The following is a 23,036-nucleotide window of genomic DNA, read 5'->3' as shown; positions in this document are numbered from 1 at the left end:
ATGCCGCTCGTCATCGCGATCGACGGACCGGCCGCATCCGGCAAGGGCACGCTCGCCAAGCGTCTGGCCGATCATTACGGCCTGCCGCATCTCGACACCGGGCTCCTCTACAGGGCCGTGGCTATGGCCCTGCTCGATGCAGGCCTGTCGCTGGAGGATTCCGCGGCCGCGGCGCGGGCGGCCCAGGCCCTCGACGCCGGCAAGCTCGACGACCCGCGGCTGCGCGACCGGGCCATGGGCGAGGCGGCCTCGCGCGTCTCGTCCGTGCCGGAAGTCCGGGCCGGCCTGCTCGCCTGGCAGCGCCGCTTTGCCGCCGATCCGCAGGGGGCGGTGCTCGACGGGCGCGACATCGGCACGGTGGTCTGCCCCGGGGCCTCGGTGAAGCTGTTCATCACGGCGTCCTCGGAGGAGCGCGCCCGCCGCCGCCACCGGGAACTGGTCGGCCGCGGTGAGTCGGCGACCTTCGCGACGATCCTCGCCGACATCGAGGCCCGCGACGCCCGGGATGCATCCCGCAGCGCCGCACCCCTGCGCATGGCCGACGATGCGATCCGGCTCGACACCACGGAGCTCGACGCGGATGCGGCCTTCGCCGAGGCCCGGGGCATCGTGGAGCAGAGCCGCGGCGACGCGGATTGAGGGCGGATTGAGGATTGTCCACGTCCCTTATGTTGACCCCCCGGGCCCGCTCACCTATTGCGGACGCGCCGTCCCCGACGGGCCACCGCGATCGGCCCGGGACGCGAGCGCGTAGCTCAGCTGGTAGAGCAACGGACTTTTAATCTGTAGGTCCTGGGTTCGAGTCCCAGCGCGCTCACCACACCCTCGGTGATCCCCATCGGACGCGGCTGGCCGGTAACGGCGAACCGCCCGCGGTCGTTGATGGGGACTTCCTTTCAGATTGGCGGTGCGTTGCCGATTGCGCCGGCGCTCGCAGAACCTGCGGTGGAACCTCTTTGCGGCGTATTGGGTTGGGGCCCCAACGTAACCGTGAAGGATTCATCGATGCGAAAGCTCGCACTCATCTCCGCCCTGAGCCTCTCCATCGGAGCTCTCGGCGCCACCAGCGCGGACGCGCAGGGCTATGGCTACGGGCGGCATCACGGCTACGGATACGGCCACGGATATCATCGCGGATACGGCCCGCGCCGGGATTACGGCTACCGTCGTCATCGCGGGATCTCGACCGGGGCTGCAGTCGGTCTTGGCATCGCCGGTGCGGCCGCCGGAGCCGTTGCGGCGGGCGCTTTGAGCCGGGGTCCGGGTTACTACGGCTCCGGCTACTGAGCCGAGCCACGAATTTTCACGCAGAGCCCCGTCGCCCCCGCGACGGGGCTCTCGCCGTTTTTCACCGCCGCATCGATGAACCGGCCGTGCGCGCCGAGTCGATGATGCGAGACCTCGGGGTTGGCGCCATCGTCAGGGGCGGCCGAAACCGACGAGGACGTCCGCATGATCGTCTCAGCGCAGCCAGCGCCGGATCTGTTCGCGGAGGGTCGGGCGGACGGCACGGCGCGCTCGGGCCGCTGCGAAGCGATCGATGTGGATCCTGTCGTTGGGGACCTGACGCAGGAAACGCTCCGCGATCTCGAAGATCACGACATCCGGCCGAACCGCCTCGACATAGCGCCAGTCGATATTCGCCGACCAGATCGCGTGCACCTCGTGGAAGGTCTCGGCCAGCATGGCGGTGAGACGCGCCCCCGGGCTGTAGATGTAGGAATCGCCGAACAGGATCACGCGCCGCGGATCAGGGGCCGTTTTGTTCTGCAGCACGACCCGCGACCCGACGAACAGACCGCGCGGTCGCACGGCGCGTCCGGACTCGCGAACCTCGACCAGCGCGTTCGCGTCGATCCGTTCGGCACGGCGCGGGAAATCGTAAGCCACATACGCTTCGTCGACCGGAGGGACGAGCTTCTCGCCGAGATCGAAGGTGAAGGTCTCGCGGGTGCTGGTGCCGGCAAAGACATGGTCCGCCACCGGTGCGTTCAGGGCTTCGCAGAGGGCGCGATAGGCGATGAGATAGCCGCGATAGGTCCAGTGCGTGTCCGTCCGCAGGTAGACCGGCTCGCCGTCCCGCGCGGCCACGAGTGGCGTCTGCAGATCCGCCATCGGAGCTCCGCTGTCGACGGCGACCGATCGGGCGAGGCGGACGCCCGGTGGGTCGTCGAGCCCCGGAAAGGGGCGGCCGAGCAGGTCGGGATAGATCGCCAGCTTGTCGGGGACGACGGTATGCACGTGGCGGATTCCGAGGGCGTCCAGGCGGCGTGCCCGTTGCCCGATCAGCCGGGTCCAGCGTCTGAGGATCCGTCGCGAGGTCGCGGTGTCGCCGTAGAAGGCCTCTACCTCGCCGGCGCGCCCGACCCAGTACAACCAGCCCTCATGTCCCACAGCCACGCCGCTGCCGCTCGCCTTCACAGGTCGAAGTCCCCCCGCTGCCTGCGACAATCCTCAACGATGCCGCTTGCTTCCGCCTCGACGGATCTGCGCGGGATTGCAACCCCCTGACCCTGAGGGCACGCGCTCGGCACGGGTCTACGGTGGAGATGCCGGCGCGGCGCCGCCCTGCGGTCGTGTCCGGAGTGCAGGGACCCGTAGGCGCCCGGGTGGTGATTTTCGCGATCGGCGGACCTGCGGTGAAACTTTACGCCTCCGCGGCGGGTACTGCCGGGCAGGCGCACGCTTCCGTGCGGCGTTCCGCAAAGGGGCCGGGTCATGTCCGCGCTTGTCACGTTCATCGGTTGCGGCTTGGTTCTCTTCGGTTTCGCAGCCGAGAAGTTCGCCGAGCATCGCTGGCTCGCCGCGAGCCGGCCGGCACCGCTCGACGCCCTGGCTATCCTGGCGCTGACGCTCCCGGCATTCGGACTGATGCTCATGGCGACCTTGGCGACTTGAGCCGGGACGGCGCGTGCCTCAATCGGAATCCGGACTGAACGCCACGCCGACCGTCTGCTCCGTCCGCCAGATCAGGCGAACCGCGTGCCGCGTTTCTGAACTCGTCAACACCAGATAGAACGCGTTCTCGAGCAGCGCCGCCTGCTGGCCGAGGAACTCCAACATCGCGCCGCGATCGGAGATGTTTCTGACCTGACACGGATAACGCGCGCCGTCCCGTTGCTGAGCAAAGGCCAGCAGGGCGGTGGGCTTCCGCTCGGTCGCCCGTCGCTCCGCCAGGGCGCTGTAAGGGCGTGCGGTGCGGGACACGGCCGAGGTTCCTGCCTGGATCCGTTGATGGGCGCGATATCAGTAAAAATGCGCGGTATTTACTAATAGATGATTGATGGTCCCCGATCGTCCGGCAGAAGGACAAGACGTGGCGCGTCTATCGGCGGGAGTTCGCATAATCACCGCGGGCCCTTTCCGGGCGATGGCGGTCCCTTGCCGACCTTGATGAACCTGCCGACCAGGAGGCCCAGCGGGATCGATATCAGGAGCCAAATTCGCAGGAAACGAAGGGCTTTCATGGGTCCGAACCGGTGGCGAAATCCGGCCTGCATCAGATCACATCGGGATCCAGGCACCGAATCCGCAACCTGCCCGGTTGATCGGGGCTAATGTCGCCGCGACGCTCGGCAGAGCCTATCTCGCACCGAGGGGCGGCCGCCCGTCCGGTTCCGGGCGCGGCCGTGCCGTACGGATATCGGAGACGATCATGCGCATCCGCCCTGGCTTGGTCCTGCTGGCCAGCATCGCGGCCGGTCTGCCGCTTTCCGGCGCCGCCGAGGCACCCGGACGGCCGCCGTCAGCCGCGCCTGTCCCCGATCAGCCTTGGCTGCCGACCCTTTCCCGGAGCGTCCAGGGAACCGGCGTGCCGGGGCTGGACGGCGGCCACGTCTTCCTCTGGAACCGGCCGCAGGCCTTTGATCCGGTCTCGACCCTGCGGGTCGACCGGCACGTGCCCGAAGGGTCGGGTGAGGCCACTCACACCTACAAGGCGATCTGGGCGCTCGGCTCCACCGGCCCGCACAATGCCGGCTACGAATGGACGATCACGGGCGAACTGCACAATCGCGCCCTCGCCAGCACCGGGGCACAGAACGTCGCCGTCAATGGCACGATCTTCAAGGAACCGAACGGGGTGGGGCCGGTGGGGCCGTCCTGGGCCGGCAACTTCAATTGCGTCGACATGACCGACGAGGCCGACCCCGTGGCCTCGTGCATCGGCGCCGAGATCGACGTCTCGGCGCAATCGCCGACGACGGATCGGAACCGCCAGCGGGTCGGTCTGCAGATCTCCACCGGCGGCGTGCCGGGGGCCCATACCGGCTACGGCATCCTCATGGGCAATCTCACCGGATCCATCACCGACCGGGCGATCTCGTTCCAGGGGGAGGGGACCTACGGCATCGGGATCGACGCTGCCGCGGCGCGGTTTACCGGCGTGCCGATGCTGCTCGCGGCCGGACAGGCGATCGGGCTCGACGGCAACCGCGACGGCGGCTTCTCCCGCAGCCTCGGCTTCGACGGTCGCGATCTGGTCTATGGCACGGGAGCCGGACCGGTCCTGCGCGTGAGCGACACCGGGCAGATCGAGGCCGCCTCTTTCCGCGAGACGCTGCCGCGGCCGCCCGAGAGCAGCCGCGCACCCTGCATCCCGGGGGACCACGCCTGGGACGAGGCCTACGAGTACCGCTGTGTCGCGCCCGATCGCTGGAAGCGCGCGGCGCTCAGCGACTGGTGAGCCGCGCGCCGCGGGGCGTCAGCGATCGAGGATTCGCACCACCGCACGGGTCTCGGGGTCGACGACCACGATCTTGTCGCCCGGCGCCACGAAGTAGCCGAAGCGCCGCAGGCGCGGATTCGGGGCCTCGGTGAAGGGGGCCAGACGCACGTCGGGCGGCACGATGCTGCCGGGACGCAGCGGGATCGATCCGACGATCGGCCCGGGCCCCACCGGTCGGCGCACGATGTAGTCGCGCACCACCACATCGTCGTCGGGGCCGAACTCGTCGGGAGTCACGATCACCGCCTGCGCGAAGGCGGAGCCGGTGAACAGCGCGGCAAACCCGAGGGCTGCGGCGAGGCTGGCGCGTGTCGACATGTCGGACTCCGTAATGTCCTGGGCCGCCGGAAACATCAGGGTTCGCGCTTCGGTTCCCGGTCGGCGTCGGTCAGCGGCCGACCTGCCCAACTTCCGCGAGGGGCACCGGTGACCAGCGGGTCAGCTGAACGTAGCCGTCGAGGGCCGCGACCACGACGTGGCGGCGGTGGCGGTGCACCACCGTCCCGGGCGTGTGCGCGTGGCGTTCCGGCCAGCCCTGGGCCTCCGCCACGAACACCCGGGCATCTCCCAGCCGCGCAATCGTCTCGACCGTGCCGAAGGCCCGCACCCGGCGCAGGACCGTCGCGACATCCTGCCGGAAATCGAGCGTCCGGTCGAAATCGGTGGCACGGGGCCAGTAGGAGCCGTCGCCCTGCGGCTCGGATCTCCGCCATCGTGCGGGCAGTTCACGGCCGAGCGGGTCCGCGGCGAGACGGCGGGCCGCCATCTGGCACTTGGCCAGCAGGGTCTCGTGGCTCTCGTGCGAACTTAAGCCGAAGATATCCTGCGCGAGGATGTCGCCGGTGTCGAAGCCGTCGGCAAGGACATGGGCGGTGACGCCCCAGCTCTCGTAGCGGTCGAGGACGGCGCGGAACAGCGGGTAGGGGCCGCGGCCCGTCGGAAGCGGGGAGGGGTGGATGTTGAGGCCGTAGGCGGCGCGGCCCTTCCAGCCCTTGATGAGCCAGGGATATCCCGCGACCACGAGCGCCCAATCCCGGCCGTGCTCGGCCTGAAGCGCCTCGATATCCCGTTCGCGGATCCGCGACAGCTGGATCGGCAGCCGCAGCGCCCGGGCGCGGGCGACGATGACTTCGTTGTGGTCGTAGATCCCGTCACAGGGGCGGGTGAACAGCTTCACCGGCGTCCAGCCGGCATCCAGCAGTCCCTCGAAGACTCCGCCGAGGAAGTCGATGCCGGCGAACGCGAACTTCATCCTTGCCGCCTGCGACCTTGTGCACGTGGAGGGCGCGGATCCGCCGTCTGCCCGGGAGCGTCCCTCGCCTTACCTTGATCGTGCCAATGCGGGTAGCAAGGGGTTCGGCGTGCGTCGGGTGATCATCTACGGCGGAACCGGAGGCATCGGTCTTGCCACGGCGCGTGCCCTCCGCGCCCGAGGCTACGCCCTGCATCTCGCGGCCCGCGACGCGGATCGCCTGTCTAAGGTCGCCGAGGATCTGGGGGAGACGCGCATCACCGCGGGCGACGTCACCGATCCGGACTTCGCGTCCGCCGTGACCGAGGCGGCGGGCCCGGACCTCGCGGGGCTGGTCTACGCGGTCGGCACCATCAATCTGCGGCCGCTGAATCGGTTGACGCGGGCCGATGTCGAGGGCGACTTCGCCATCAATGCGCTCGGCGCCTTCTCGGCGGTGCAGGCCGCCGCGGGCGCGCTGAAGGCCGGTGCCGGCGCGGCGGGGGCCGGGATCGTCCTGTTCTCGACGGTGGCGGTGGCGCAGGGTTTTGCCGCGCATGCCTCCGTCGCCATGGCGAAAGGCGCCATCGAGGGCATGGCACTGTCCCTGGCGGCCGAACTCGCGCCCCAGATCCGCATCAACGTCGTGGCGCCCTCGCTGACGCGCACGCCGCTCGCTGCGGGGATCACCGGCAACGAGACCCTCGCGCAGGGGATTGCGGCCATGCATGCCCTCCAACGGCTCGGGCGTCCGGAGGATGTCGGCGCCCTGGCCGCCTTCCTGGTCTCCGATGAGGCGGCCTGGATCACCGGCCAAGTCATCGGCGTGGATGGCGGCCGCTCCGCCCTCCGGACCAAGGGCTGAGACGATGGCCGGAAAACGCCGCGGCGCCGCCGCACCGCGCGGCACGCTGCGTTTCGTCCTCGGCGATCAGCTGACGCGCCGGGTCTCGAGCCTCGTCGACCTCGACCCCGAATGCGACGTGGTGCTGATGGTCGAGGTCCGGGACGAGGCGACCTATGTCCGCCACCACAAGCAGAAGATCGCCTTCCTGTTCGCCGCCATGCGCCACTTCGCGGCCGAATTGGAGGCGGAGGGGATCACCGTCGACTACGTGCGCCTCACCGAGGCGGGCAATACCGGTAGTTTCACCGGCGAACTGGAGCGCGCCGTCGCGCGGCACCGGCCGGAGCGGATCGTCGTCACCGAACCGGGCGAGTGGCGCGTCTGGGAAATGATGCAGGATTGGCGCGAGAGCCTGCCGATGCCGCTCGAGATCCGCGCCGACAACCGCTTCCTGTGTCCGCGTGAGGATTTCGCGAAATGGGCAGACGGCCGGCATCACCTGCGGATGGAGACCTTCTACCGGGGCATGCGGCGTCGGACCGGCCTTCTGATGGATGGCGGCGAGCCCGCCGGCGGCCGCTGGAATTACGATCCCGAGAACCGCAAGCGCCTGCCCAAGGGGCATCGTCCGCCGGACCGGATCGGCTTCCAGCCCGATTCCGTGACGCGCGAGGCCATCGCCCTCGTCGAGGCGGAATTCGGCGACCATTTCGGCGATCTCTCCGGCTTCTCCTGGCCGGTGACCCGGGCCGACGCCCTCGCGGCGCTCCGGCACTTCCTGGCCGAGGCCCTTCCGACCTTCGGCGACTATCAGGACGCAATGAAGACCGGCGCGCCGTTCCTGTACCACGCCCTCCTGTCGCCCGCCCTCAACGCCGGCCTGCTTACCGCCGAGGAGGTCTGCTGGGCGGCCGAGCGCGCCTACCGCGACGGTGCGGCGCCGCTCCACTGCGTCGAGGGCTTCATCCGGCAGATCCTCGGCTGGCGGGAATACGTGCGCGGCCTCTACTGGGCGCGGATGCCCGCCTACCGGGACACCAATGCCCTCGGCGCGCGCCGCGACCTGCCGTGGTTCTACTGGTCGGGGGAAACGGCGCTGAACTGCGTCGCGCAGGTGGTCGCCGAGACGCGCGCCCACGCCTACGCCCACCACATCCAGCGCCTGATGGTGACCGGCAACTTCGCCCTCATCGCCGGCCTCGACCCGGCGCAGGTGGAGGAATGGTACCTGATCGTCTTCGCCGACGCCTACGAATGGGTCGAGTTGCCCAACGTTCACGGCATGGTTCTGTGGGCCGATGGCGGCGTGATGGGCTCCAAGCCCTATGCGGCCTCGGGCGCCTATATCGACCGGATGTCCGATTACTGCGCGTCCTGCGCCTACGACGTGAAGGTCAAGTCCGGGCCCGAGGCCTGTCCGTTCAACTATCTCTACTGGAACTTCCTGATCGAGAACGAGGAGCGGCTGGCCGGCAATCAGCGCTTGGCGATGCCGTACCGGACCCTGCGCGGATTCGGCGACAAGCGCCGCGCCGAGATCCGCCGCGACGCGGCCGCCTTCCTCGATGCCCTCGAGGCCCGGCCGAGCGCCGATCAGAGGGGCGACCAGACCGACAGCGTCACGTAGGGACAAGCCCGGGCCCGGCGCGACTCGGTCTGAAGGCCCACCGATGCGCGGAGGCTGTACCGGCCGAGGGCGAAGTCTGTCCCGTGCAGGCCGAGGCTCCACTTCGCGTAGCCGGTCGCGTCGGTGTAGAGCGCCGCCTCTGGGCCGAGATAGGTCTCCCAGAGGCGATAGCCCCAGGCGAGGCGCGCCCAGAGGCTGTCCCGGGCCGATCCCGCGACGGCGGTCGCCTGAAGCAGCGTCGCAGCGGTCGGACGTGCCCAGACCTCGCCGTGCAGGCGCAGGCCGAAGCGGGTCGGCAGGGCGTCGCGCGTCGGCCCTGCGATCAGCATCTCGCTCGTGGTCTCGAGGCCGGCATAGGCCGCGACTACGCCCCAGTCGAAAAACCACTGATGCCCGGCGAGTGCGGCGGCGGCGACGGTGTACCGTGCGCGGGGACCGTCCGCGCCGCTTTCCGTGCGCCGTCCGCCGCCGACGGTCGCCAGCGCGACGAAACCCTCCTGCGCGAGAGAGGTAAGGCCGACCTTCGCGCCGAGGGTCAGGAACGTGTCGCCGCCCGCGTCGAGGCTGCCGAACAGCAGCGTGTCGATCTCGCTGGCGTGCGCCGTTGAAGAAAAACCCACGATGCCTGCCAGAAGAATCAGGGTCGTTCGCCTTCGCGCATGGATCTTTGAGGCTGTGCGCTGGCTTTGCACGGTCAATCCTCCAGACTCGAAGGATCGTTTTAAGATAAAATTAACCTTTTTGCATCGATTGGCGCGATGGCATCCCCGGATTTGTTGGCGCCATCATCCGGAAGCCCGGCAAAAGCGCGCCGCATGTCCGCCGGCATGCGCTGTGACTTTGGGAATGCTTGGCCGGGCTGCCGGGCGCGGCGCGGTGCGCGGCCACCTGCCGGCCGCCATCGCGCTGTCGCGAATCCGCCGTGCTTGGCGTGCCAGATGTTCTCGGCTAGAGCCCCCGCGGGTTAGCGAAGGTTGGCAGATCCTTGACCTCCGGTGCACGAACGTCGGACGTCCTCACCGTGCTGGCGAGCCAGGAGGGCGAGCGCCTCACCGTGGGCGACATCGTCGCGGTCCTACGGGATCGCGCCTTCGCGCTGCTCGTGGTCCTGCTGGGGCTGCCGAACTGCCTGCCGATGCCGCCGCCGATCCCACTGATCTGCGGCCTGCTCCTGCTGCTCGTGGCGATCCAGATCGCCGCCGGCATGTCGGCACCGTGGCTGCCGCGGATGCTGCTGGGCCGCTCCATCGCCTTGACGGATGTCCGGCGCGCTGTGACCCGCGCGGTGCCGATCCTGCGCCGCCTGGAGCGCTGGTCGCGCCCCCGCGTCAGCGTCTTCGAGACCGCGCTCGGCATGCGCGGCATGGGGATCGTCCTGCTGGCCCTGGCGCTGGCGCTGATCGTGGCCGCGCCCATCGTCGGGCAGATCCCGCTCGGTCTCGCCGTCTGCCTGGTCGGGCTCGGCCTCGTCGAGCGCGACGGTCTCGTCGTGCTGGGCGGCCTCGTCATCGGCGTGTTCGGCGTCGCCATCAATGCCGGCTTCGCCTATGCGGTGATCGCCGGGGTTGCCGGGCTCCTCAACCTCTGAGCCTCAGAGGCGGTAGCGGATCTGGTCGGTCCAGAAGCGCTCCAGGCGGCCGAGCGCCTGATTCAGGCGGGCGAAATCGTCCTCGGAGATCCCACCGATCGGCGTGATCGTCCGGGCATGCTTGTCGTACAGCCCCTGGATGATCTCGTGGACCTGACGGCCCTTGTCGGTCAGGCTGATCCGCACGGAGCGCCGGTCCGTCTTCGAGCGGGCATGGTGGAGGTAGCCCGCCTCGACCAGCTTCTTCACGTTGTAGGAGACGTTGGAGCCGAGATAGTACCCCTTGGTCCGCAGCTCGCTCGCGGTCAGTTCCTTGTCGCCGATGTTGTACAGCAGCAGCGCCTGGACGCTGTTGACGTCCTCGCGGCCGCGGCGCTCGAACTCGTCCTTGATCACGTCGAGCAGGCGGCGGTGCAGCCGTTCCACGAGGTGGAGCGCCTCCAGGTAGGAGCCCTTCGCGCCCAAGCCTTCCTCGGGAGCTTCGATCTGCGCGACTCGGGCGTTCTGGGTCTTCATCTCTGCCTCGCCATCCGATGATCCGGCACCCGTTCGATGCGGCGCCGTTGATGATGGCTAAGCTAGGGCTCGGGAATGAAAGGCGATTTAAGCGACAGGATGAATTCGCGATTTACTCTTCGCGGTAAAGACAAACTGAATGAAGATAAGAACGGTTCGTTCACCGTGCTTCCTGCGCCGCCAGCCAGGACAGCAGGAAGTACAACGTCACGACGCAGCCCCCGAATACGAGCAGCGGCACCGATAACGGCAAGAGTTGCGGTGTCAGAACCGCCAGCGTCATCGCCGACGTGACGGCGAGCAGCCAGATGACGCCGCCCCAGGCGCTCGTCAGCCACAGGCCGATCGCCGCGGCGGCATCGATCACCGCGAAGTAGACGATGGCGGATTGGCGGCCGAAGGGCTCGGCCTCGAAGGGGCGGACCCCCGGCACGATGTCGAGGATGGTCGCCCAGGCGAAGACGCTCTTGAGCAGCCAGACGAGGGCCGTGAGCCGCATGAACCAGATCAGCACCGTATCCCACGTGCCGGGTGCCGGCCCCTGGACGCGCTCGATCCGGTCGCTGGGGATCCCCCCGGGCCGGGGCGTCCTGCGCCGGATCGGAAAATAGCCGGGCACTATCGGTGACTCGCGGAGATGATGGGCCGGCTCATGGACAGGGAACAAGATCCTGGTCTTCGGGAACGCAACGCGCCGGGTTGAAGCCGTTCCGCCGTCCTGCGTCAACGGTCGGGTTTCGCCGCACAGGTCCGGTGTGGTAGTCGAACGCCTCCGGCGCAGGGGCGCCGCGCGATCCGCGGCGTGGTCCGCGCGAACGGTAGCGAAGCCGCATGTCAGACACCCTGCCAGAGCCGCGCCCTCTCGCCGTGGAGGCCGCCCGCGAGGGCGCCCGCGTGGAGGGTCTCAAGATCACCCAGCGCCCGCGCCGCAACCGAAAATCGGAATGGTCGCGCCGGCTGGTCCGCGAGCATACCCTGACGGTCGACGATCTGATCTGGCCGATGTTCGTGATCGAGGGCGAGGGCCGGCGCGAGCCGATCGCCTCCATGCCCGGCGTCGAGCGGCTCTCGGTGGACGAGGTCGTCCGCGACGCGGAGCGCGCGGCGCGCCTCGGCATTCCGGCCATCTCGTTCTTCCCCTACACGGATGTGGCGCTGCGCGACCCGACCGGCTCGGAGGCGCTCAACGCCAACAATCTCGTCTGCCGGGCGGTGCGGGCCGTGAAGCGGGCCGTGCCCGAGGTCGGGATCATGACCGACGTGGCGCTCGATCCCTACACCAGCCACGGCCATGACGGCCTGATGAAGGACGGCGCGGTCCTCAACGACGAGACCGTCGCGGTCCTCGTCGAGCAGAGCCTGATTCAGGCCGAGGCCGGCACCGACATCATCGCCCCCTCCGACATGATGGACGGGCGCGTGGGCGCGATCCGCGCCGGCCTCGACAAGGCGGGGTTCCTCGACGTGCAGATCATGGCCTACGCGGCCAAGTATGCCAGTGCGTTCTACGGGCCGTTCCGCGACGCGATCGGCACCAAGGCCGCCCTCGTGGGCGACAAGCGCACCTACCAGATGGATCCGGGCAACTCGTCCGAGGCCCTGCGCGAGGTCCGCCTCGACCTCGACGAGGGCGCCGATTCGGTGATGGTCAAGCCGGGCCTGCCCTATCTCGACATCATCCGCCGGGTCCGCGACGAGTTCCAGGTCCCGACCTTCGCCTACCAGGTGTCCGGCGAGTACGCGATGATCGAGGCGGCCGCCCGGAATGGCTGGCTCGACGGCGACCGCGCGATGGTCGAGGCGCTCCTCGCCTTCAAGCGGGCCGGAGCCGACGGCGTCCTCACCTATCATGCGCCGCGGGTCGCGGAGCGCCTGCGCAGCCATCCGTGACACGCGGGCACCGCTGGCTCCTCGGGGCCGCGGTCGTCGCCGGCTTTCTCGGCGGGCTCGCCGCCTGCCAGGATACCCTGCGCCGGGATCGCGTCGCCACCTGCCGACGGGCGTTGCCGGCCGTGGCGCCGCAACCTGGGATCCGGCTTCTGCGGGCGGCGCCGGGACCGGCGGCGAATTCGGTCCGGGTCGATTATTCCGACGGGACCCGGCCGCACTGGCTGACCTGCCGGTTCGATGCCGGGACGACCCTCGTGGCCCTCGCCACCGAGGGGACGACCCTGTCGGGGCCCGCGCTCTATATGCTGAGGCGATTCTATCTCGACACGCCGGACGCCGCGGCCGGCGACCCGGCCGGACGGTAAGGCAGTCCTGCAGCAGCGCGAAGCCGAGGCCGGGCAAACGCATCCTCTTGCGGCCTGAGCGGCGCGCACCCACCTTCTCGCCCGCAGCCTCGCTGGCAGGACGCGACATCATGCAGAACCCCCAACCCGGATACGCGCAGCGCTTCGACACGGCACCCGGCTATGCGGCGTCGCTGCCGGTTCCATTCGTGCGGGCGAGTCTCGGCGGCCGGACGGTCGCCTATCTCCTCGATATCCTGTTCATCTTCGGCTTCACGGCCCTGCTGACTTTGCTGATCACCGTGATCGGCGTGGTCACGTTCGGCCTCGGCTGGACCCTGTTCGCGGTGCTGCCGGCGAGCGGCATCATCTATAGCGCGATCACGGTGGGCGGGTCGAAGCAGAGCACGATCGGCCAGCGGTTGATGGGCCTGCGCACCATCGCACCCGAGAGCGGCGCGCGGGTCGACGTGATCACGGCCGCGGTCCACGCCCTGTTGTTTTACGTGGCGATCTCGACCTTCCTGCTCTGGTGCGTCGACATCGCGTTCGGCCTGATGCGGTCGGACCGGCGTCTCGGTCACGACCTGCTGCTCGGCCTCGCCGTCGTCCACGCCCGCTGAGCGTCGAACCCGGCGATGAAAATCTGACGGTGCGACCGGTCGGGCCATTGAGCCTCGGCCGGTCGCCTGTACATTGACATGCCGGCGCCGAGAGGACGAACCCGGCGCAGGGCCTGTGAGAAGCGTGACCAGCCATCCGCGCGACACACCGCAATTCTACCTCACGGCCCCCTCGCCGTGCCCGTACCTGCCGGGACAGGAGGAGCGGAAGGTCTTCACCCACTTGGTCGGGCGGCGCGCCCGCGACCTCAACGAGATCCTGACCCAGGGCGGCTTCCGTCGCTCGCAGACGATCGCCTACCGTCCCGCCTGCGAGACCTGCCGCGCGTGCATCTCGGTGCGTGTCGTGGTCGATGAATTCGTGCCGAGCGCCAGCCAGAGACGCATCCTGGCGCGGAGCGCCGACTGGATCGGCACGCCGGAGCCGAACCGGCCCGCCTCGGAGCAGTACGCCCTGTTCCGCCGCTACCTCGACGCCCGCCACGGCGACGGCGGCATGGTCGACATGACCGTGCTCGACTACGCCATGATGGTCGAGGACAGCCACGTCGACACGCATCTGGTGTCGTACCGGCGGCACGGGCCGGACACGGCGGTCACCGGCCGCGGCTCCGGGCCGCCGCTCGCTTTCTGCCTGACGGACGTCCTCTCCGACGGGCTGTCGATGGTGTACTCGTTCTACGATCCCGCCGAAGCCGCGCGCTCTCCCGGGACTTTCATGATCCTCGACCATATCCGCCGGGCCCAACGGCTCGGCCTGCCGTATCTCTATCTCGGCTATTGGGTCGAGGGGTCGCGGAAGATGGACTACAAGTCCCGTTTCCGCCCGCAGGAGCGCCTGATGGGCCAGGGCTGGGTGCGGATCGACTGATCCCGCTGCCGCCGACGGTCCACATCCGTTGCCGTCCCGTCATGGCCGATGCGCATTGAGCGGCCGGGCCGGCGCATGCTACCGGCCTCGCACGCAATACGGACCGTGCCGAGGCCCCCATGATCCCCCGCTACAGCCGCCCCGCGATGACGGCGATCTGGTCGCCCGAGAGCCGATTCCGGATCTGGTTCGAAATCGAGGCCCACGCCACCACGGCGCTCGCCGAGATCGGCGTCGTCCCGAAGGAGGCGGCCGAGACGATCTGGGCCAAGGGTAAGGACGCGGTCTTCGACGTCGCCCGCATCGACGCGATCGAGGCGGTGACGAAGCACGATGTCATCGCCTTCCTCACCCATCTCGCCGAGATCGTCGGTCCCGAGGCGCGCTTCGTCCACCAGGGCATGACCTCGTCGGACGTGCTCGACACCTGCCTCAACGTCCAGTTGGTGCGCGCCGCCGACATCCTGATCGCCGACGTCGATTCGCTCCTCGCCGCCCTCAAGGCCAGGGCCTTCGAGCACAAGCTGACCCCCACCATCGGCCGATCGCACGGCATCCATGCCGAGCCGGTCACCTTCGGGCTGAAGCTGGCCCAGGCCTATGCCGAGTTCGAGCGCAACCGCCGCCGCCTCGTCGCGGCCCGCGAGGAGGTCGCCACCTGCGCCATCTCCGGGGCGGTCGGCACCTTCGCCAATATCGACCCGCGGGTGGAGCAGTACGTTGCCGAGAAGATGGGCCTGACCGCCGAGCCGGTCTCCACCCAGGTGATCCCGCGCGACCGGCACGCGATGTTCTTTGCCACCCTCGGCGTCGTCGCCTCGTCCCTGGAGCGCCTGGCGATCGAGATCCGGCACCTGCAGCGCACCGAGGTTCTGGAGGCGGAAGAGTTCTTCTCCGAGGGGCAGAAGGGCTCCTCGGCCATGCCGCACAAGCGCAACCCGGTCCTCACCGAGAACATCACCGGCCTCGCCCGGATGGTGCGCGGCTACGTCACCCCGGCGCTGGAGAACGTCGCCCTCTGGCATGAGCGCGACATCTCGCACTCCTCCGTCGAGCGGATGATCGGCCCCGACGCCACCGTGACCCTCGACTTCGCTCTGGCCCGCATGACCGGGGTCATGGAGAAGCTGCTGGTCTACCCGGCCAACATGCAGAAGAACCTCGACCGGCTCGGCGGCCTGATCCACTCGCAGCGCGTGCTTCTCGCGCTCACCCAGGCCGGCGTGTCCCGCGAGGATTCCTACCGGCTGGTCCAGCGCAACGCGATGCCGGTCTGGCGCGGCGAGGGCGATTTCCTGGCCCTGCTCAAGGCGGACCCGGAGGTCGCCGCAGCGCTCGCGCCCGAACAGATCGAGGCGTGCTTCGATCTCGACTACCACTTCAAGCACGTGGACACGATTTTCGGGCGGGTGTTCGGCGACCGCTGAGCATCCCGCACGATTCCTGCTTGGGCCCGCGACGAACACAGGACAGCTCTCCGTGACCGCTCCCCGCATCGTCTACCTCAACGGCCAGTTCCTCCCCTTCGAGGAGGCGCGCGTGCCGATCATGGATCGCGGCTTCCTGTTCGCGGACGGCATCTACGAGGTCTCGGCGATCATCGACGGCAAGCTCGTCGACAACGCCGCGCATCTCGCCCGCCTCGACCGCTCCCTCGGTGAGATCGGCATCCGCAATCCGCACGATGCGGCAAGCTGGGAGCGCCTGCAGACCGAACTCGTCGCCCGCAACGGCGTCACCGAGGGGCTGGTCTACATGCAGGTGACCCGGGGCGTGGCCGAGCGCGACTTCGCCTTCCCGAAGGCCGGCACCGAGCCCACCGTGATGATGTTCACGCAGGCCAAGACCGTGCTCGCCAACCCGCTTGTCGAGAGCGGCGCCCGGGTGATCACCGTCGAGGATCTGCGCTGGAAGCGACGGGACATCAAATCGGTGGCCCTGCTGGCGCAGGTGCTCGCCAAGCAGCAGGCGGCCGAGGCCGGCGTCGCCGAGGCGTGGATGGTCGAGGATGGCGCGGTGACCGAAGGCTCGTCCTCGACCGCGTTCATCGTCAGCCGCGACCGCGTGCTCGTCACCCGGCCGCTCTCCACGGCGCTCCTGCCGGGCATCACCCGGGCGTCGGTCCTGCGCCTCGCCCAGGAGGCGGATCTGCGGATCGAGGAGCGGCTGATTCCGGTCGAGGAGGCCTACGCGGCACAGGAGGCCTTCTACACCAGCGCCTCGGCCTTCGTGATGCCGGTCATCGAGATCGACGGCCGCGCCATCGGCGAGGGGCGTCCGGGGCCGCTGACCCGGCGCCTGCGGGACCTGTACATCGAGGCCGCGCGTCGGGGCTGAAGCCCATCGGTTGCCCGGATACCGTCCACAGGTGGACCCTCCGGCCTTCCAGGCCCGCAGGAACGGATTCCGTCTCCGACTGTTCCTCCCCGAATTCGTATCCCGAACCGGGGAGGCTCTCATGCCGAAGAAGATCCTGATCGCCGCCTTCGCGGCGACCCTGGCGGCGGTGCCCGCCTTTGCTCAGACCCCCAGCCCGTCTCCGACGCCGCCCGAGCGCGTGCGCCCGAACGCGGATGCGCCGCCGCAGGATCAGTCGCTCAGCGACAAGCTCCAGAAGAACGACGGGGTCATCAAGCCACCGGATTCCGGGACGACCGGGACCGTGGTGAAGCCCGATCAGTCCGGTACCATGCCGGTCATCAAGCCGCACGAACTCCCGGGCCGGACGCCCGGAACCGAGGCCAAGTAGCCGCGCCGGGCCTATCGCCGGACCGCAGAACGGGTCGCCCGTGCGGTGTCTTGCTTGATTTCGCTGGCTGGATCGCGGAAACGGCACACGACGTGCGCCGCCTGCACCCGTGGGCGGCGCCGTCCCGGTTTCCGTCGCGGGTAAGCAGGCAGGCATGGCCAACGTCGTCGTTGTGGGCGCCCAGTGGGGCGACGAAGGCAAGGGCAAGATCGTCGACTGGCTCTCCGAGCAGGCCGACATCGTCGTCCGGTTTCAGGGCGGGCATAATGCCGGCCATACGCTCGTCATCGACGGCGTCACCTACAAGCTGGCGCTGCTGCCGTCGGGCGTGGTCCGCGGCGGCAAGCTCTCGGTCATCGGCAACGGCGTCGTGGTCGATCCCTGGCATCTCGTGGACGAGATCGACCGGATCAAGGCCCAGGGTGTGGAGGTCTCCCCCGCGTCCCTGCGGATCGCCGACAACGCCACGCTGATCCTGCCGCTCCACCGGGAGCTGGATCATTTCCGCGAGACCGCCAATGCCGGCCTGAAGATCGGCACCACCAAGCGCGGTATCGGGCCGGCCTACGAGGACAAGGTCGGGCGCCGGGCGATCCGGGTCGTCGATCTTGCCGATCCCGAAGCCTTGCCGGCCAAGATCGAGCGCGTGCTGACCCATCACAACGCCCTGCGGCGCGGCCTCGGGATCGACGAGGTCAATGCCGAGGCGCTGCTGTCGGAGCTGAAGGCCATTGCGCCGAAGATCCTGCCTTTCGCCGACACCGTCTGGGCGCTGCTCGACGAGGAGCGGCGGGCCGGTAAGCGCATCCTGTTCGAGGGCGCGCAGGGCGCGCTGCTCGACGTCGATCACGGCACCTATCCGTTCGTCACCTCCTCCAACATCGTGGCCGCGCAGGCGGCGACGGGCTCGGGCCTCGGCCCGGGTGCGATCGGCTACGTGCTGGGCATCGCCAAGGCCTACACGACCCGGGTCGGCGAGGGGCCGTTCCCAACCGAGCTGTTCGACGAGATCGGCGAGACCATCGGCAGCCGCGGCCGCGAGTTCGGCGTCAACACCGGGCGCAAGCGCCGCTGCGGCTGGTTCGACGCCGTGCTGGTGCGCCAGACGGTCCGGACCTCCGGCATTCACGGGATCGCGCTGACCAAGCTCGACATCCTCGACGGCTTCGAGGAGATCCACGTCTGCACGGGCTACATGCTGGACGGGCAGCCGATCGACCATCTGCCGGCGAGCCAAGCCGCTCAGGCGCGGGTCGAACCGGTCTATGAGGTGATCCCGGGCTGGTCGGAGACGACCGCAGGCGCTCGATCCTGGGCGGACCTGCCGGCGCAGGCGATCAAGTATGTTCGCCGGATCGAGGAGTTGATCGGGGCGCCGGTCGCCCTGCTGTCCACCTCCCCCGAGCGGGACGACACGATCCTCATGCACAACCCGTTCGAGGACTGACGCGTCGCGCGCTATCCCGTTGACGACGCGTGATTCCGGCTGCGCTGCCTGTATCCAGTCCGCGCAGGCTTGATCTAGAACGGGCTGGCGGTCGGGCCTTCATTCTCGCGAATGATCCGCCGTATGCGGCGCAACCGGCGTGCGGGCACCGATCCGTGCGGCGGAATACGACAAACCGGCCGACGGCCGCGACCGGACCTGTCCGGCGGGAGCGGCCATCGGTCCCCGGCCTTCGACCGGCGTTGCCGGACGGCGGCCGAAGGGGCGGACCAGGGTATTATGGCCGATTACTATCCGCTTCTGGCGCGCGCGCTCGATGCGCTACCGGATCGAACGCCCGCTCTGCGCAAGGCGGTCTACGACCGTGCGCGCAACGCGCTGATCAGCCAGTTGCGCTCCCTCGACCCGCCGCTCTCCGAGGCGGATATCGATCTCGAGCGGCGCGCCCTCGACGCCGCGATCGAACGGCTCGAGGTCGACCATGGCGGTCTGCCTGCGCCGGCCAACGATGCGGTTCAGGCCTCTCCGGTGCAGGCGCCTGCACCGGTCGTCTCCGAGCCCATCGCGGTCGCGCCGGCGGTGCAGCCGGAGCCGGAGATCCCCGAACCGTCTCCCCCTGAGCCGAGCGTCGCGTCGAAGCCCGATCCGGTGCTTCCTGCCGCCAAGGCGCCGTTCGCGATCCCGGGTCGGGATAGCGATTCCGCATCCGAGTCCGGACCGCGCGAGGCACCGATCCCGATCACCTCGAGGCGCCCGGGCGCCTCCGCCGCTGCTGCGCCCGAAGGGCTACCCCCTGAGGCGGCGGCTTCGGCTCGCCCCTCGGTCGAGGAGCAGGACGCCGGCGAGGCCGCCGCAGACGTCGGATCGGGCCGCCAGCGCCCGCGCATCGAGGTGGTGCCGCTCCGAGCCGGGCGCTCCCGCGTGCTGCGCAACGTCTTTGTCGGAAGCGTCCTTGCGGTCGTGATCGGCTTGATCGCCGTCGCGGCCTTCCTGCTGCGCGACCGCCCACAGAATCTGCCATCCAGCGGGGCGGAGACTGCGGATTCTCAGCAGTCCGAGGCCGAGTCCAAGTTCGGCGATCGGGTCGGTGGCGATGCGGCGCCGGTGTCGAAGGCGCCTGCGCGCGCGGACGGTGCTGTACCGTCTCGGACCAACGCGCCATCCGCCGAGGCGGGCGTCTCGGTCGCCCAGAGGGCTGAACTCGTCGAGGAAGGGGCCGGCGCAGAAAGCAGCCAGCCGACCGTCACGCAGGGGCGGGTGACGTGGCGCCTGGAGACGGTGAACGGGGAGCAGGGGCAGCCGGTTCAGAACGCGGTCGTCGCGACCGTGACCGTTCCGGAGGCCGGGCTGACGCTGGTGATGACCATCCAGCGCAACCTCGACACGACGTTGCCGGCCTCCCACACGGTGAGCCTTGCGTTCAGCCAGACCGGCAGCAGCGGCACCGCGCGGACGGTCCAGGATGTCGGATTGCTGCAAGCGAAGGATGAGCAGAGCGCCCGCGGTTCGCCAGTCTCGGGCCTGCCGGTCCGTGTCCGCGACAACCTCTTCCTGATCGGCCTGTCGTCGCTGCAGAACGACGTCGAGCGCAACACCGACCTGCTCCTGCATCGGAACTGGTTCGACATCGCGCTGCGCTACACCTCCGGTCGCCGGGCGGTGCTGACCTTCGAGAAAGGGACCGCCGGCGCCCAGGTCATGCAGAGCGCCTTCGACGCCTGGCAGTGATGAACGGGATCGTCCCCGGCGCTCAGTTACGCCGGGGACCTGCTGTCAGCGGGCTTCAATGCCGGTCCGCGGCAGCTCGCGACTGGCAATGTTGCGCTTGACCGCTTCCTGCACCTTTTCGAAGGCCCGCACCTCGATCTGACGAACGCGTTCGCGGGAGACGCCGAACTCGCCCGAAAGATCTTCCAGCGTGATCGGATCCTCGGCGAGACGTCGCGCCTCGAAGATGCGCCGCTCGCGGGCGTTGAGGACACCGAGGGCGTCCTTCAGCGCGGAAAGGCGGTTCTGGCCCTCCTGTTCGCGCGCGAGCACGGTCTCCTGGCTCGGGCTGTTGTCCACGAGCCAGTCCTGCCACTCACCTTCGCCCTCCTCGCGCAGGGGCGCATTGAGCGACGTGTCACCGGACAGACGCCGGTTCATGTCGATCACGTCCTGCTCGGGCACGCCGAGGCGCGTGGCGATCTGCGACACCTGGTCGGGTTTCAGATCGCCCTCATCGAGGGCGGAGATCCGTCCCTTCGCCTTGCGGAGGTTGAAGAACAGCTTCTTCTGGTTGGCCGTCGTGCCCATCTTCACCAGAGACCACGACCGCAGGATGTATTCCTGGATCGCTGCCTTGATCCACCACATGGCATAGGTGGCGAGACGGAACCCCTTGTCGGGATCGAAGCGCTTGACCGCCTGCATCAGGCCGACATTGCCTTCCGACACGACCTCGCCGATCGGCAGGCCGTAGCCGCGATAGCCCATGGCGATCTTGGCGACGAGGCGCAGGTGCGACGTCACCAGGCGATGCGCCGCTTCGCGGTCACCGGCGTCGCGCCAGGCCTTGGCGAGGGTGAATTCCTCCGACGGCTCCAGCATCGGAAACTTGCGAATCTCGTCGAGGTAGCGCGAAAGGCCACCTTCGTTGGCGAGCACGGGAAGCGTACCGGCCATGGCTTTCTCCTGAACCTGTGTCCCCCTGCCGGGCGGACGCGACGGACAACAGTGCCGTCTACTCGGGCCGCTCTTGAGCCGACCCTGCCGGCCACCCATCTCATGCAGGTCGCCGGGGAGCCGGTCACGGTCGATGACACCCACGTCGCCAACAACGCGCCACCGGCGATTTTGATCGTACCATGTCACGATGTGACGCGGTACGGGGTGTTCTTTCGCACGCCGCAAGGGGCGGTTACAGGCGCGCCGGGTCGCCTGCGTCGGCCCGGAGTGCCTGGATCAGGGCAGTCATGTCGGTCGGCAGCGCACTCTCGAAGCGCAGCGTCTCACCCGTGCGCGGGTGACTGAAGCCGAGCAGTTCCGCGTGGAGCGCCTGCCGTCCCAGGGCCGTTAGAGCGGCACGCGCCTCCAGACTCAGGCGGGCCGCCTTGGTGCGGAAGGCACCTCCGTAGACCGTGTCCCCGAGCAGGGGATGTCCGCGATGGGCGAGATGCACGCGGATCTGATGCGTGCGACCCGTCTCCAGGCGACACCGCACGAGGGTAGCCTCGCGATAGGACTCGGCGACGGCATAATGCGTGACCGCATGGCGGCCGCTGTCGTCGGAGACGACGGCGATCTTCTCCCGATGGAACCGGGACCGGGCAAGGCTGGCCCGGATCGTCCCCGCCCGCGGCTGGGGCAGGCCCCAGACCAATGCGGCGTAGGCGCGTTCCAGCGGCCCGGTCCGGCCGTGATCGGCGAATTGCGCGGTGAGGCCCTGATGCGCCGCGTCGTTCTTGGCGACGACGATCAGGCCGCTCGTGTCCTTGTCGAGGCGATGGACGATGCCGGGGCGGCGCACTCCGCCGATCCCGGACAGGCTGGCCCCGCAATGGGCGATGAGGGCGTTGACCAGCGTCCCGCTCTCGTGGCCCGGCGCCGGGTGGACCACCAGGCCGGCCGGCTTGTCGATGACGATCAGATCGTCATCCTCGTAGACGATCGGCAGGTCTGCGGCTTCGGCCACCGGCTCGGCCGGTGCCGGAGGCGGCACGGTGAGGATGATGGACGCGCCGGCGGCAACTTTGGCGGCCGGATCGCGCGCCGGGAGACCGTCCCGCTTCACATGGCCTGCGCGGATCAGGTCCTGCAATCGGGCCCGGGACAGATCCGGGAACAGCGTGACCAGCGCTCGATCGAGCCGCACGCCTCCCTCGGCCACGATCCCGGCCTTTTCGACGTCACCGTTGTCCACCACGATCCTTGTCCGCACCCGATCTGACCCGCCGAGGCGGATTTCCTGACGAAGGCTCTTGCTCCGCCGCCGGGTCGTGGCTATAGCACCCCCGCGCCGCCGGAAAGCTCCCATCGTCTAGCGGTCTAGGACGTCGCCCTCTCACGGCGAAAACAGGGGTTCGATTCCCCTTGGGAGCGCCACCGGCGCATTTTTTATAAATGTTGGCGGCATTTCACCCCTGGGGGGTGGATGCCCGAGCCCTTAACCCCATAGGGCCGCGCTGCGCCGAAGCCTTTCCAAGCGCTGTCAACAAGCCGTGCTCGCTGCGCCTCGCGCGTGTGGCCGCGCTCGGCGAGGGGGGGGCGGTCGCCTGTTCAAGGCCTAGCGGCCGTGCCGACCTTTCGCCGCTGAAAGACGCAGTTCGTCGTCAGGGATATGCCGGAAATCCGGCGAGTCGGGCGGCTGGTCGCCGACCTGACGCGCGATCGCTCCATGTTGCAGGACGTGCGCAAGCGGGAGGGGTGAAGGCCCGCCGCTCGCCGCGCGATCGCTGGCTCCCTGCAGGTGGCCTGCGGCATCAGCAAGCGCGTGGCCGCATTAGCCAGCGGCTTCGGCCATTCGTCCCAGTGCGAGCGTAAGCGTTCGGGTCCACAGGCGGCGCTGCGCATGCGGCTGGGCGGTGCAAACGCTT

Annotated in this window: 25 protein-coding genes, 2 tRNA genes and 1 pseudogene; 19 read left to right on the top strand and 9 right to left on the bottom strand. The window is 69.1% G+C overall.

Annotated features, from left to right (window positions below; all coding sequences use genetic code 11):
* The 3 genes from cmk (at window position 1) to A3862_RS02635 (ending at window position 1,287) form a co-directional block, all read left to right on the top strand.
* Complete coding sequence (gene cmk, locus A3862_RS02645; RefSeq protein ID WP_052083944.1) at window positions 1–639, top strand: (d)CMP kinase; 639 nt, start codon at window positions 1–3, stop codon at window positions 637–639.
* A gap of 105 nt (window positions 640–744) precedes the next feature.
* Window positions 745–820, top strand: a tRNA-Lys gene (locus A3862_RS02640).
* A gap of 185 nt (window positions 821–1,005) precedes the next feature.
* Window positions 1,006–1,287: a hypothetical protein gene (locus A3862_RS02635; protein ID WP_043350305.1), complete on the top strand. Its 282-nt coding sequence runs from the start codon at window positions 1,006–1,008 to the stop codon at window positions 1,285–1,287.
* A 174-nt stretch (window positions 1,288–1,461) separates the two neighbouring features.
* On the opposite strand, the gene A3862_RS02630 is transcribed toward A3862_RS02635, so the two are convergent.
* Window positions 1,462–2,400 carry an alginate O-acetyltransferase AlgX-related protein gene (locus A3862_RS02630; RefSeq protein ID WP_236961702.1) on the bottom strand — a complete coding sequence of 313 codons (939 nt, stop codon included), beginning with the start codon at window positions 2,398–2,400 and terminating at the stop codon, window positions 1,462–1,464.
* A gap of 318 nt (window positions 2,401–2,718) precedes the next feature.
* On the opposite strand from A3862_RS02630, the gene A3862_RS02625 reads away from it, so the two are divergent.
* Entirely contained in the window at window positions 2,719–2,898 is a 180-nt protein-coding gene (locus A3862_RS02625; protein ID WP_043350277.1) for a hypothetical protein, read from the top strand.
* A gap of 18 nt (window positions 2,899–2,916) precedes the next feature.
* Here A3862_RS02625 and A3862_RS02620 read toward each other — a convergent pair whose 3' ends face one another.
* On the bottom strand, window positions 2,917–3,207 hold the full coding sequence (locus A3862_RS02620) for a PilZ domain-containing protein (protein WP_043350274.1): 291 nt from the start codon (window positions 3,205–3,207) through the stop codon (window positions 2,917–2,919).
* A gap of 448 nt (window positions 3,208–3,655) precedes the next feature.
* Between A3862_RS02620 and A3862_RS02615 the strand changes: the two genes are divergently transcribed.
* Entirely contained in the window at window positions 3,656–4,684 is a 1,029-nt protein-coding gene (locus A3862_RS02615; RefSeq protein ID WP_043350271.1) for a hypothetical protein, read from the top strand.
* An 18-nt stretch (window positions 4,685–4,702) separates the two neighbouring features.
* Here the strand turns inward: A3862_RS02615 and A3862_RS02610 are convergent, their stop codons facing one another.
* Both A3862_RS02610 and A3862_RS02605 read right to left on the bottom strand, forming a co-directional pair.
* On the bottom strand, window positions 4,703–5,044 hold the full coding sequence (locus tag A3862_RS02610) for a hypothetical protein (protein ID WP_043350294.1): 342 nt from the start codon (window positions 5,042–5,044) through the stop codon (window positions 4,703–4,705).
* 70 nt (window positions 5,045–5,114) lie between these two features.
* Complete coding sequence (locus A3862_RS02605) at window positions 5,115–5,978, bottom strand: formyltransferase family protein (protein ID WP_043760517.1); 864 nt, start codon at window positions 5,976–5,978, stop codon at window positions 5,115–5,117.
* A gap of 109 nt (window positions 5,979–6,087) precedes the next feature.
* Here A3862_RS02605 and A3862_RS02600 point away from each other — a divergent pair, with 109 nt between their 5' ends.
* The gene (locus tag A3862_RS02600; RefSeq protein ID WP_043350267.1) at window positions 6,088–6,822 is read left to right on the top strand and encodes an SDR family NAD(P)-dependent oxidoreductase; all 735 of its coding nucleotides are present in this window, start codon (window positions 6,088–6,090) and stop codon (window positions 6,820–6,822) included.
* Between the two features lie 4 nt (window positions 6,823–6,826).
* Window positions 6,827–8,431 carry a cryptochrome/photolyase family protein gene (locus A3862_RS02595; RefSeq protein WP_052083782.1) on the top strand — a complete coding sequence of 535 codons (1,605 nt, stop codon included), beginning with the start codon at window positions 6,827–6,829 and terminating at the stop codon, window positions 8,429–8,431.
* Here the strand turns inward: A3862_RS02595 and bcsS are convergent.
* On the bottom strand, window positions 8,398–9,051 hold the full coding sequence (gene bcsS / locus A3862_RS02590) for a cellulose biosynthesis protein BcsS (RefSeq protein ID WP_236961701.1): 654 nt from the start codon (window positions 9,049–9,051) through the stop codon (window positions 8,398–8,400). The two genes, A3862_RS02595 and bcsS, sit on opposite strands and share 34 nt — an antisense overlap.
* 401 nt (window positions 9,052–9,452) lie before the next feature.
* On the opposite strand from bcsS, the gene A3862_RS02585 reads away from it, so the two are divergent.
* Window positions 9,453–10,019, top strand: coding sequence for an exopolysaccharide biosynthesis protein (locus tag A3862_RS02585; RefSeq protein ID WP_043350261.1), 567 nt, complete (start codon window positions 9,453–9,455; stop codon window positions 10,017–10,019).
* Between the two features lie 3 nt (window positions 10,020–10,022).
* Here A3862_RS02585 and ldtR read toward each other — a convergent pair whose 3' ends face one another.
* The gene (gene ldtR / locus A3862_RS02580) at window positions 10,023–10,535 is read right to left on the bottom strand and encodes a transcriptional regulator LdtR (protein ID WP_043350258.1); all 513 of its coding nucleotides are present in this window, start codon (window positions 10,533–10,535) and stop codon (window positions 10,023–10,025) included.
* A 160-nt stretch (window positions 10,536–10,695) separates the two neighbouring features.
* The gene (locus A3862_RS02575) at window positions 10,696–11,154 is read right to left on the bottom strand and encodes a DUF6163 family protein (RefSeq protein ID WP_043350256.1); all 459 of its coding nucleotides are present in this window, start codon (window positions 11,152–11,154) and stop codon (window positions 10,696–10,698) included.
* A gap of 212 nt (window positions 11,155–11,366) precedes the next feature.
* Between A3862_RS02575 and hemB the strand changes: the two genes are divergently transcribed.
* The 9 genes from hemB (at window position 11,367) to A3862_RS02530 (ending at window position 20,187) form a co-directional block, all read left to right on the top strand.
* Window positions 11,367–12,425 (top strand): porphobilinogen synthase, encoded by a 1,059-nt coding sequence (gene hemB / locus A3862_RS02570; protein WP_043350254.1) that lies wholly within the window; start codon window positions 11,367–11,369, stop codon window positions 12,423–12,425.
* On the top strand, window positions 12,422–12,790 hold the full coding sequence (locus A3862_RS02565) for a hypothetical protein (protein ID WP_043350251.1): 369 nt from the start codon (window positions 12,422–12,424) through the stop codon (window positions 12,788–12,790). The genes hemB and A3862_RS02565 overlap by 4 nt, the downstream gene beginning before the upstream one ends.
* Before the next feature lie 110 nt (window positions 12,791–12,900).
* A complete protein-coding gene (locus A3862_RS02560; RefSeq protein WP_043350249.1) occupies window positions 12,901–13,392 on the top strand; it encodes an RDD family protein in 492 nt (163 codons plus the stop codon).
* 124 nt (window positions 13,393–13,516) lie between these two features.
* Window positions 13,517–14,263: an arginyltransferase gene (locus A3862_RS02555; RefSeq protein ID WP_043350247.1), complete on the top strand. Its 747-nt coding sequence runs from the start codon at window positions 13,517–13,519 to the stop codon at window positions 14,261–14,263.
* A 119-nt stretch (window positions 14,264–14,382) separates the two neighbouring features.
* On the top strand, window positions 14,383–15,690 hold the full coding sequence (gene purB, locus A3862_RS02550; protein WP_043760520.1) for an adenylosuccinate lyase: 1,308 nt from the start codon (window positions 14,383–14,385) through the stop codon (window positions 15,688–15,690).
* 52 nt (window positions 15,691–15,742) lie between these two features.
* Window positions 15,743–16,600 carry a D-amino-acid transaminase gene (locus A3862_RS02545; RefSeq protein ID WP_043350243.1) on the top strand — a complete coding sequence of 286 codons (858 nt, stop codon included), beginning with the start codon at window positions 15,743–15,745 and terminating at the stop codon, window positions 16,598–16,600.
* A 121-nt stretch (window positions 16,601–16,721) separates the two neighbouring features.
* The gene (locus tag A3862_RS02540; protein WP_043381798.1) at window positions 16,722–17,012 is read left to right on the top strand and encodes a hypothetical protein; all 291 of its coding nucleotides are present in this window, start codon (window positions 16,722–16,724) and stop codon (window positions 17,010–17,012) included.
* Between the two features lie 154 nt (window positions 17,013–17,166).
* Window positions 17,167–18,459 carry an adenylosuccinate synthase gene (locus A3862_RS02535; protein ID WP_111474292.1) on the top strand — a complete coding sequence of 431 codons (1,293 nt, stop codon included), beginning with the start codon at window positions 17,167–17,169 and terminating at the stop codon, window positions 18,457–18,459.
* A 279-nt stretch (window positions 18,460–18,738) separates the two neighbouring features.
* Complete coding sequence (locus A3862_RS02530; protein ID WP_043760523.1) at window positions 18,739–20,187, top strand: hypothetical protein; 1,449 nt, start codon at window positions 18,739–18,741, stop codon at window positions 20,185–20,187.
* Between the two features lie 45 nt (window positions 20,188–20,232).
* Here the strand turns inward: A3862_RS02530 and rpoH are convergent, their stop codons facing one another.
* Both rpoH and A3862_RS02520 read right to left on the bottom strand, forming a co-directional pair.
* Window positions 20,233–21,126, bottom strand: a complete 894-nt coding sequence (rpoH, locus tag A3862_RS02525; protein ID WP_043350239.1) for an RNA polymerase sigma factor RpoH — start codon at window positions 21,124–21,126, stop codon at window positions 20,233–20,235.
* 235 nt (window positions 21,127–21,361) lie between these two features.
* On the bottom strand, window positions 21,362–22,366 hold the full coding sequence (locus tag A3862_RS02520) for an RluA family pseudouridine synthase (RefSeq protein WP_179697808.1): 1,005 nt from the start codon (window positions 22,364–22,366) through the stop codon (window positions 21,362–21,364).
* A 103-nt stretch (window positions 22,367–22,469) separates the two neighbouring features.
* On the opposite strand from A3862_RS02520, the gene A3862_RS02515 reads away from it, so the two are divergent.
* Together A3862_RS02515 and A3862_RS31920 are read left to right on the top strand one after the other, a co-directional pair.
* A tRNA-Glu gene (locus tag A3862_RS02515) sits at window positions 22,470–22,545 on the top strand.
* Between the two features lie 211 nt (window positions 22,546–22,756).
* A pseudogene (locus A3862_RS31920) lies at window positions 22,757–23,020 on the top strand (IS3 family transposase); the annotation flags it as partial.
* Between the last annotated feature and the right edge of the window lie 16 nt (window positions 23,021–23,036).

Origin of the sequence: Methylobacterium sp. XJLW, assembly GCF_003254375.1 — a bacterium.
Lineage (GTDB): Bacteria > Pseudomonadota > Alphaproteobacteria > Rhizobiales > Beijerinckiaceae > Methylobacterium > Methylobacterium fujisawaense.
This window is presented reverse-complemented; position numbering and strand designations above follow the sequence as displayed.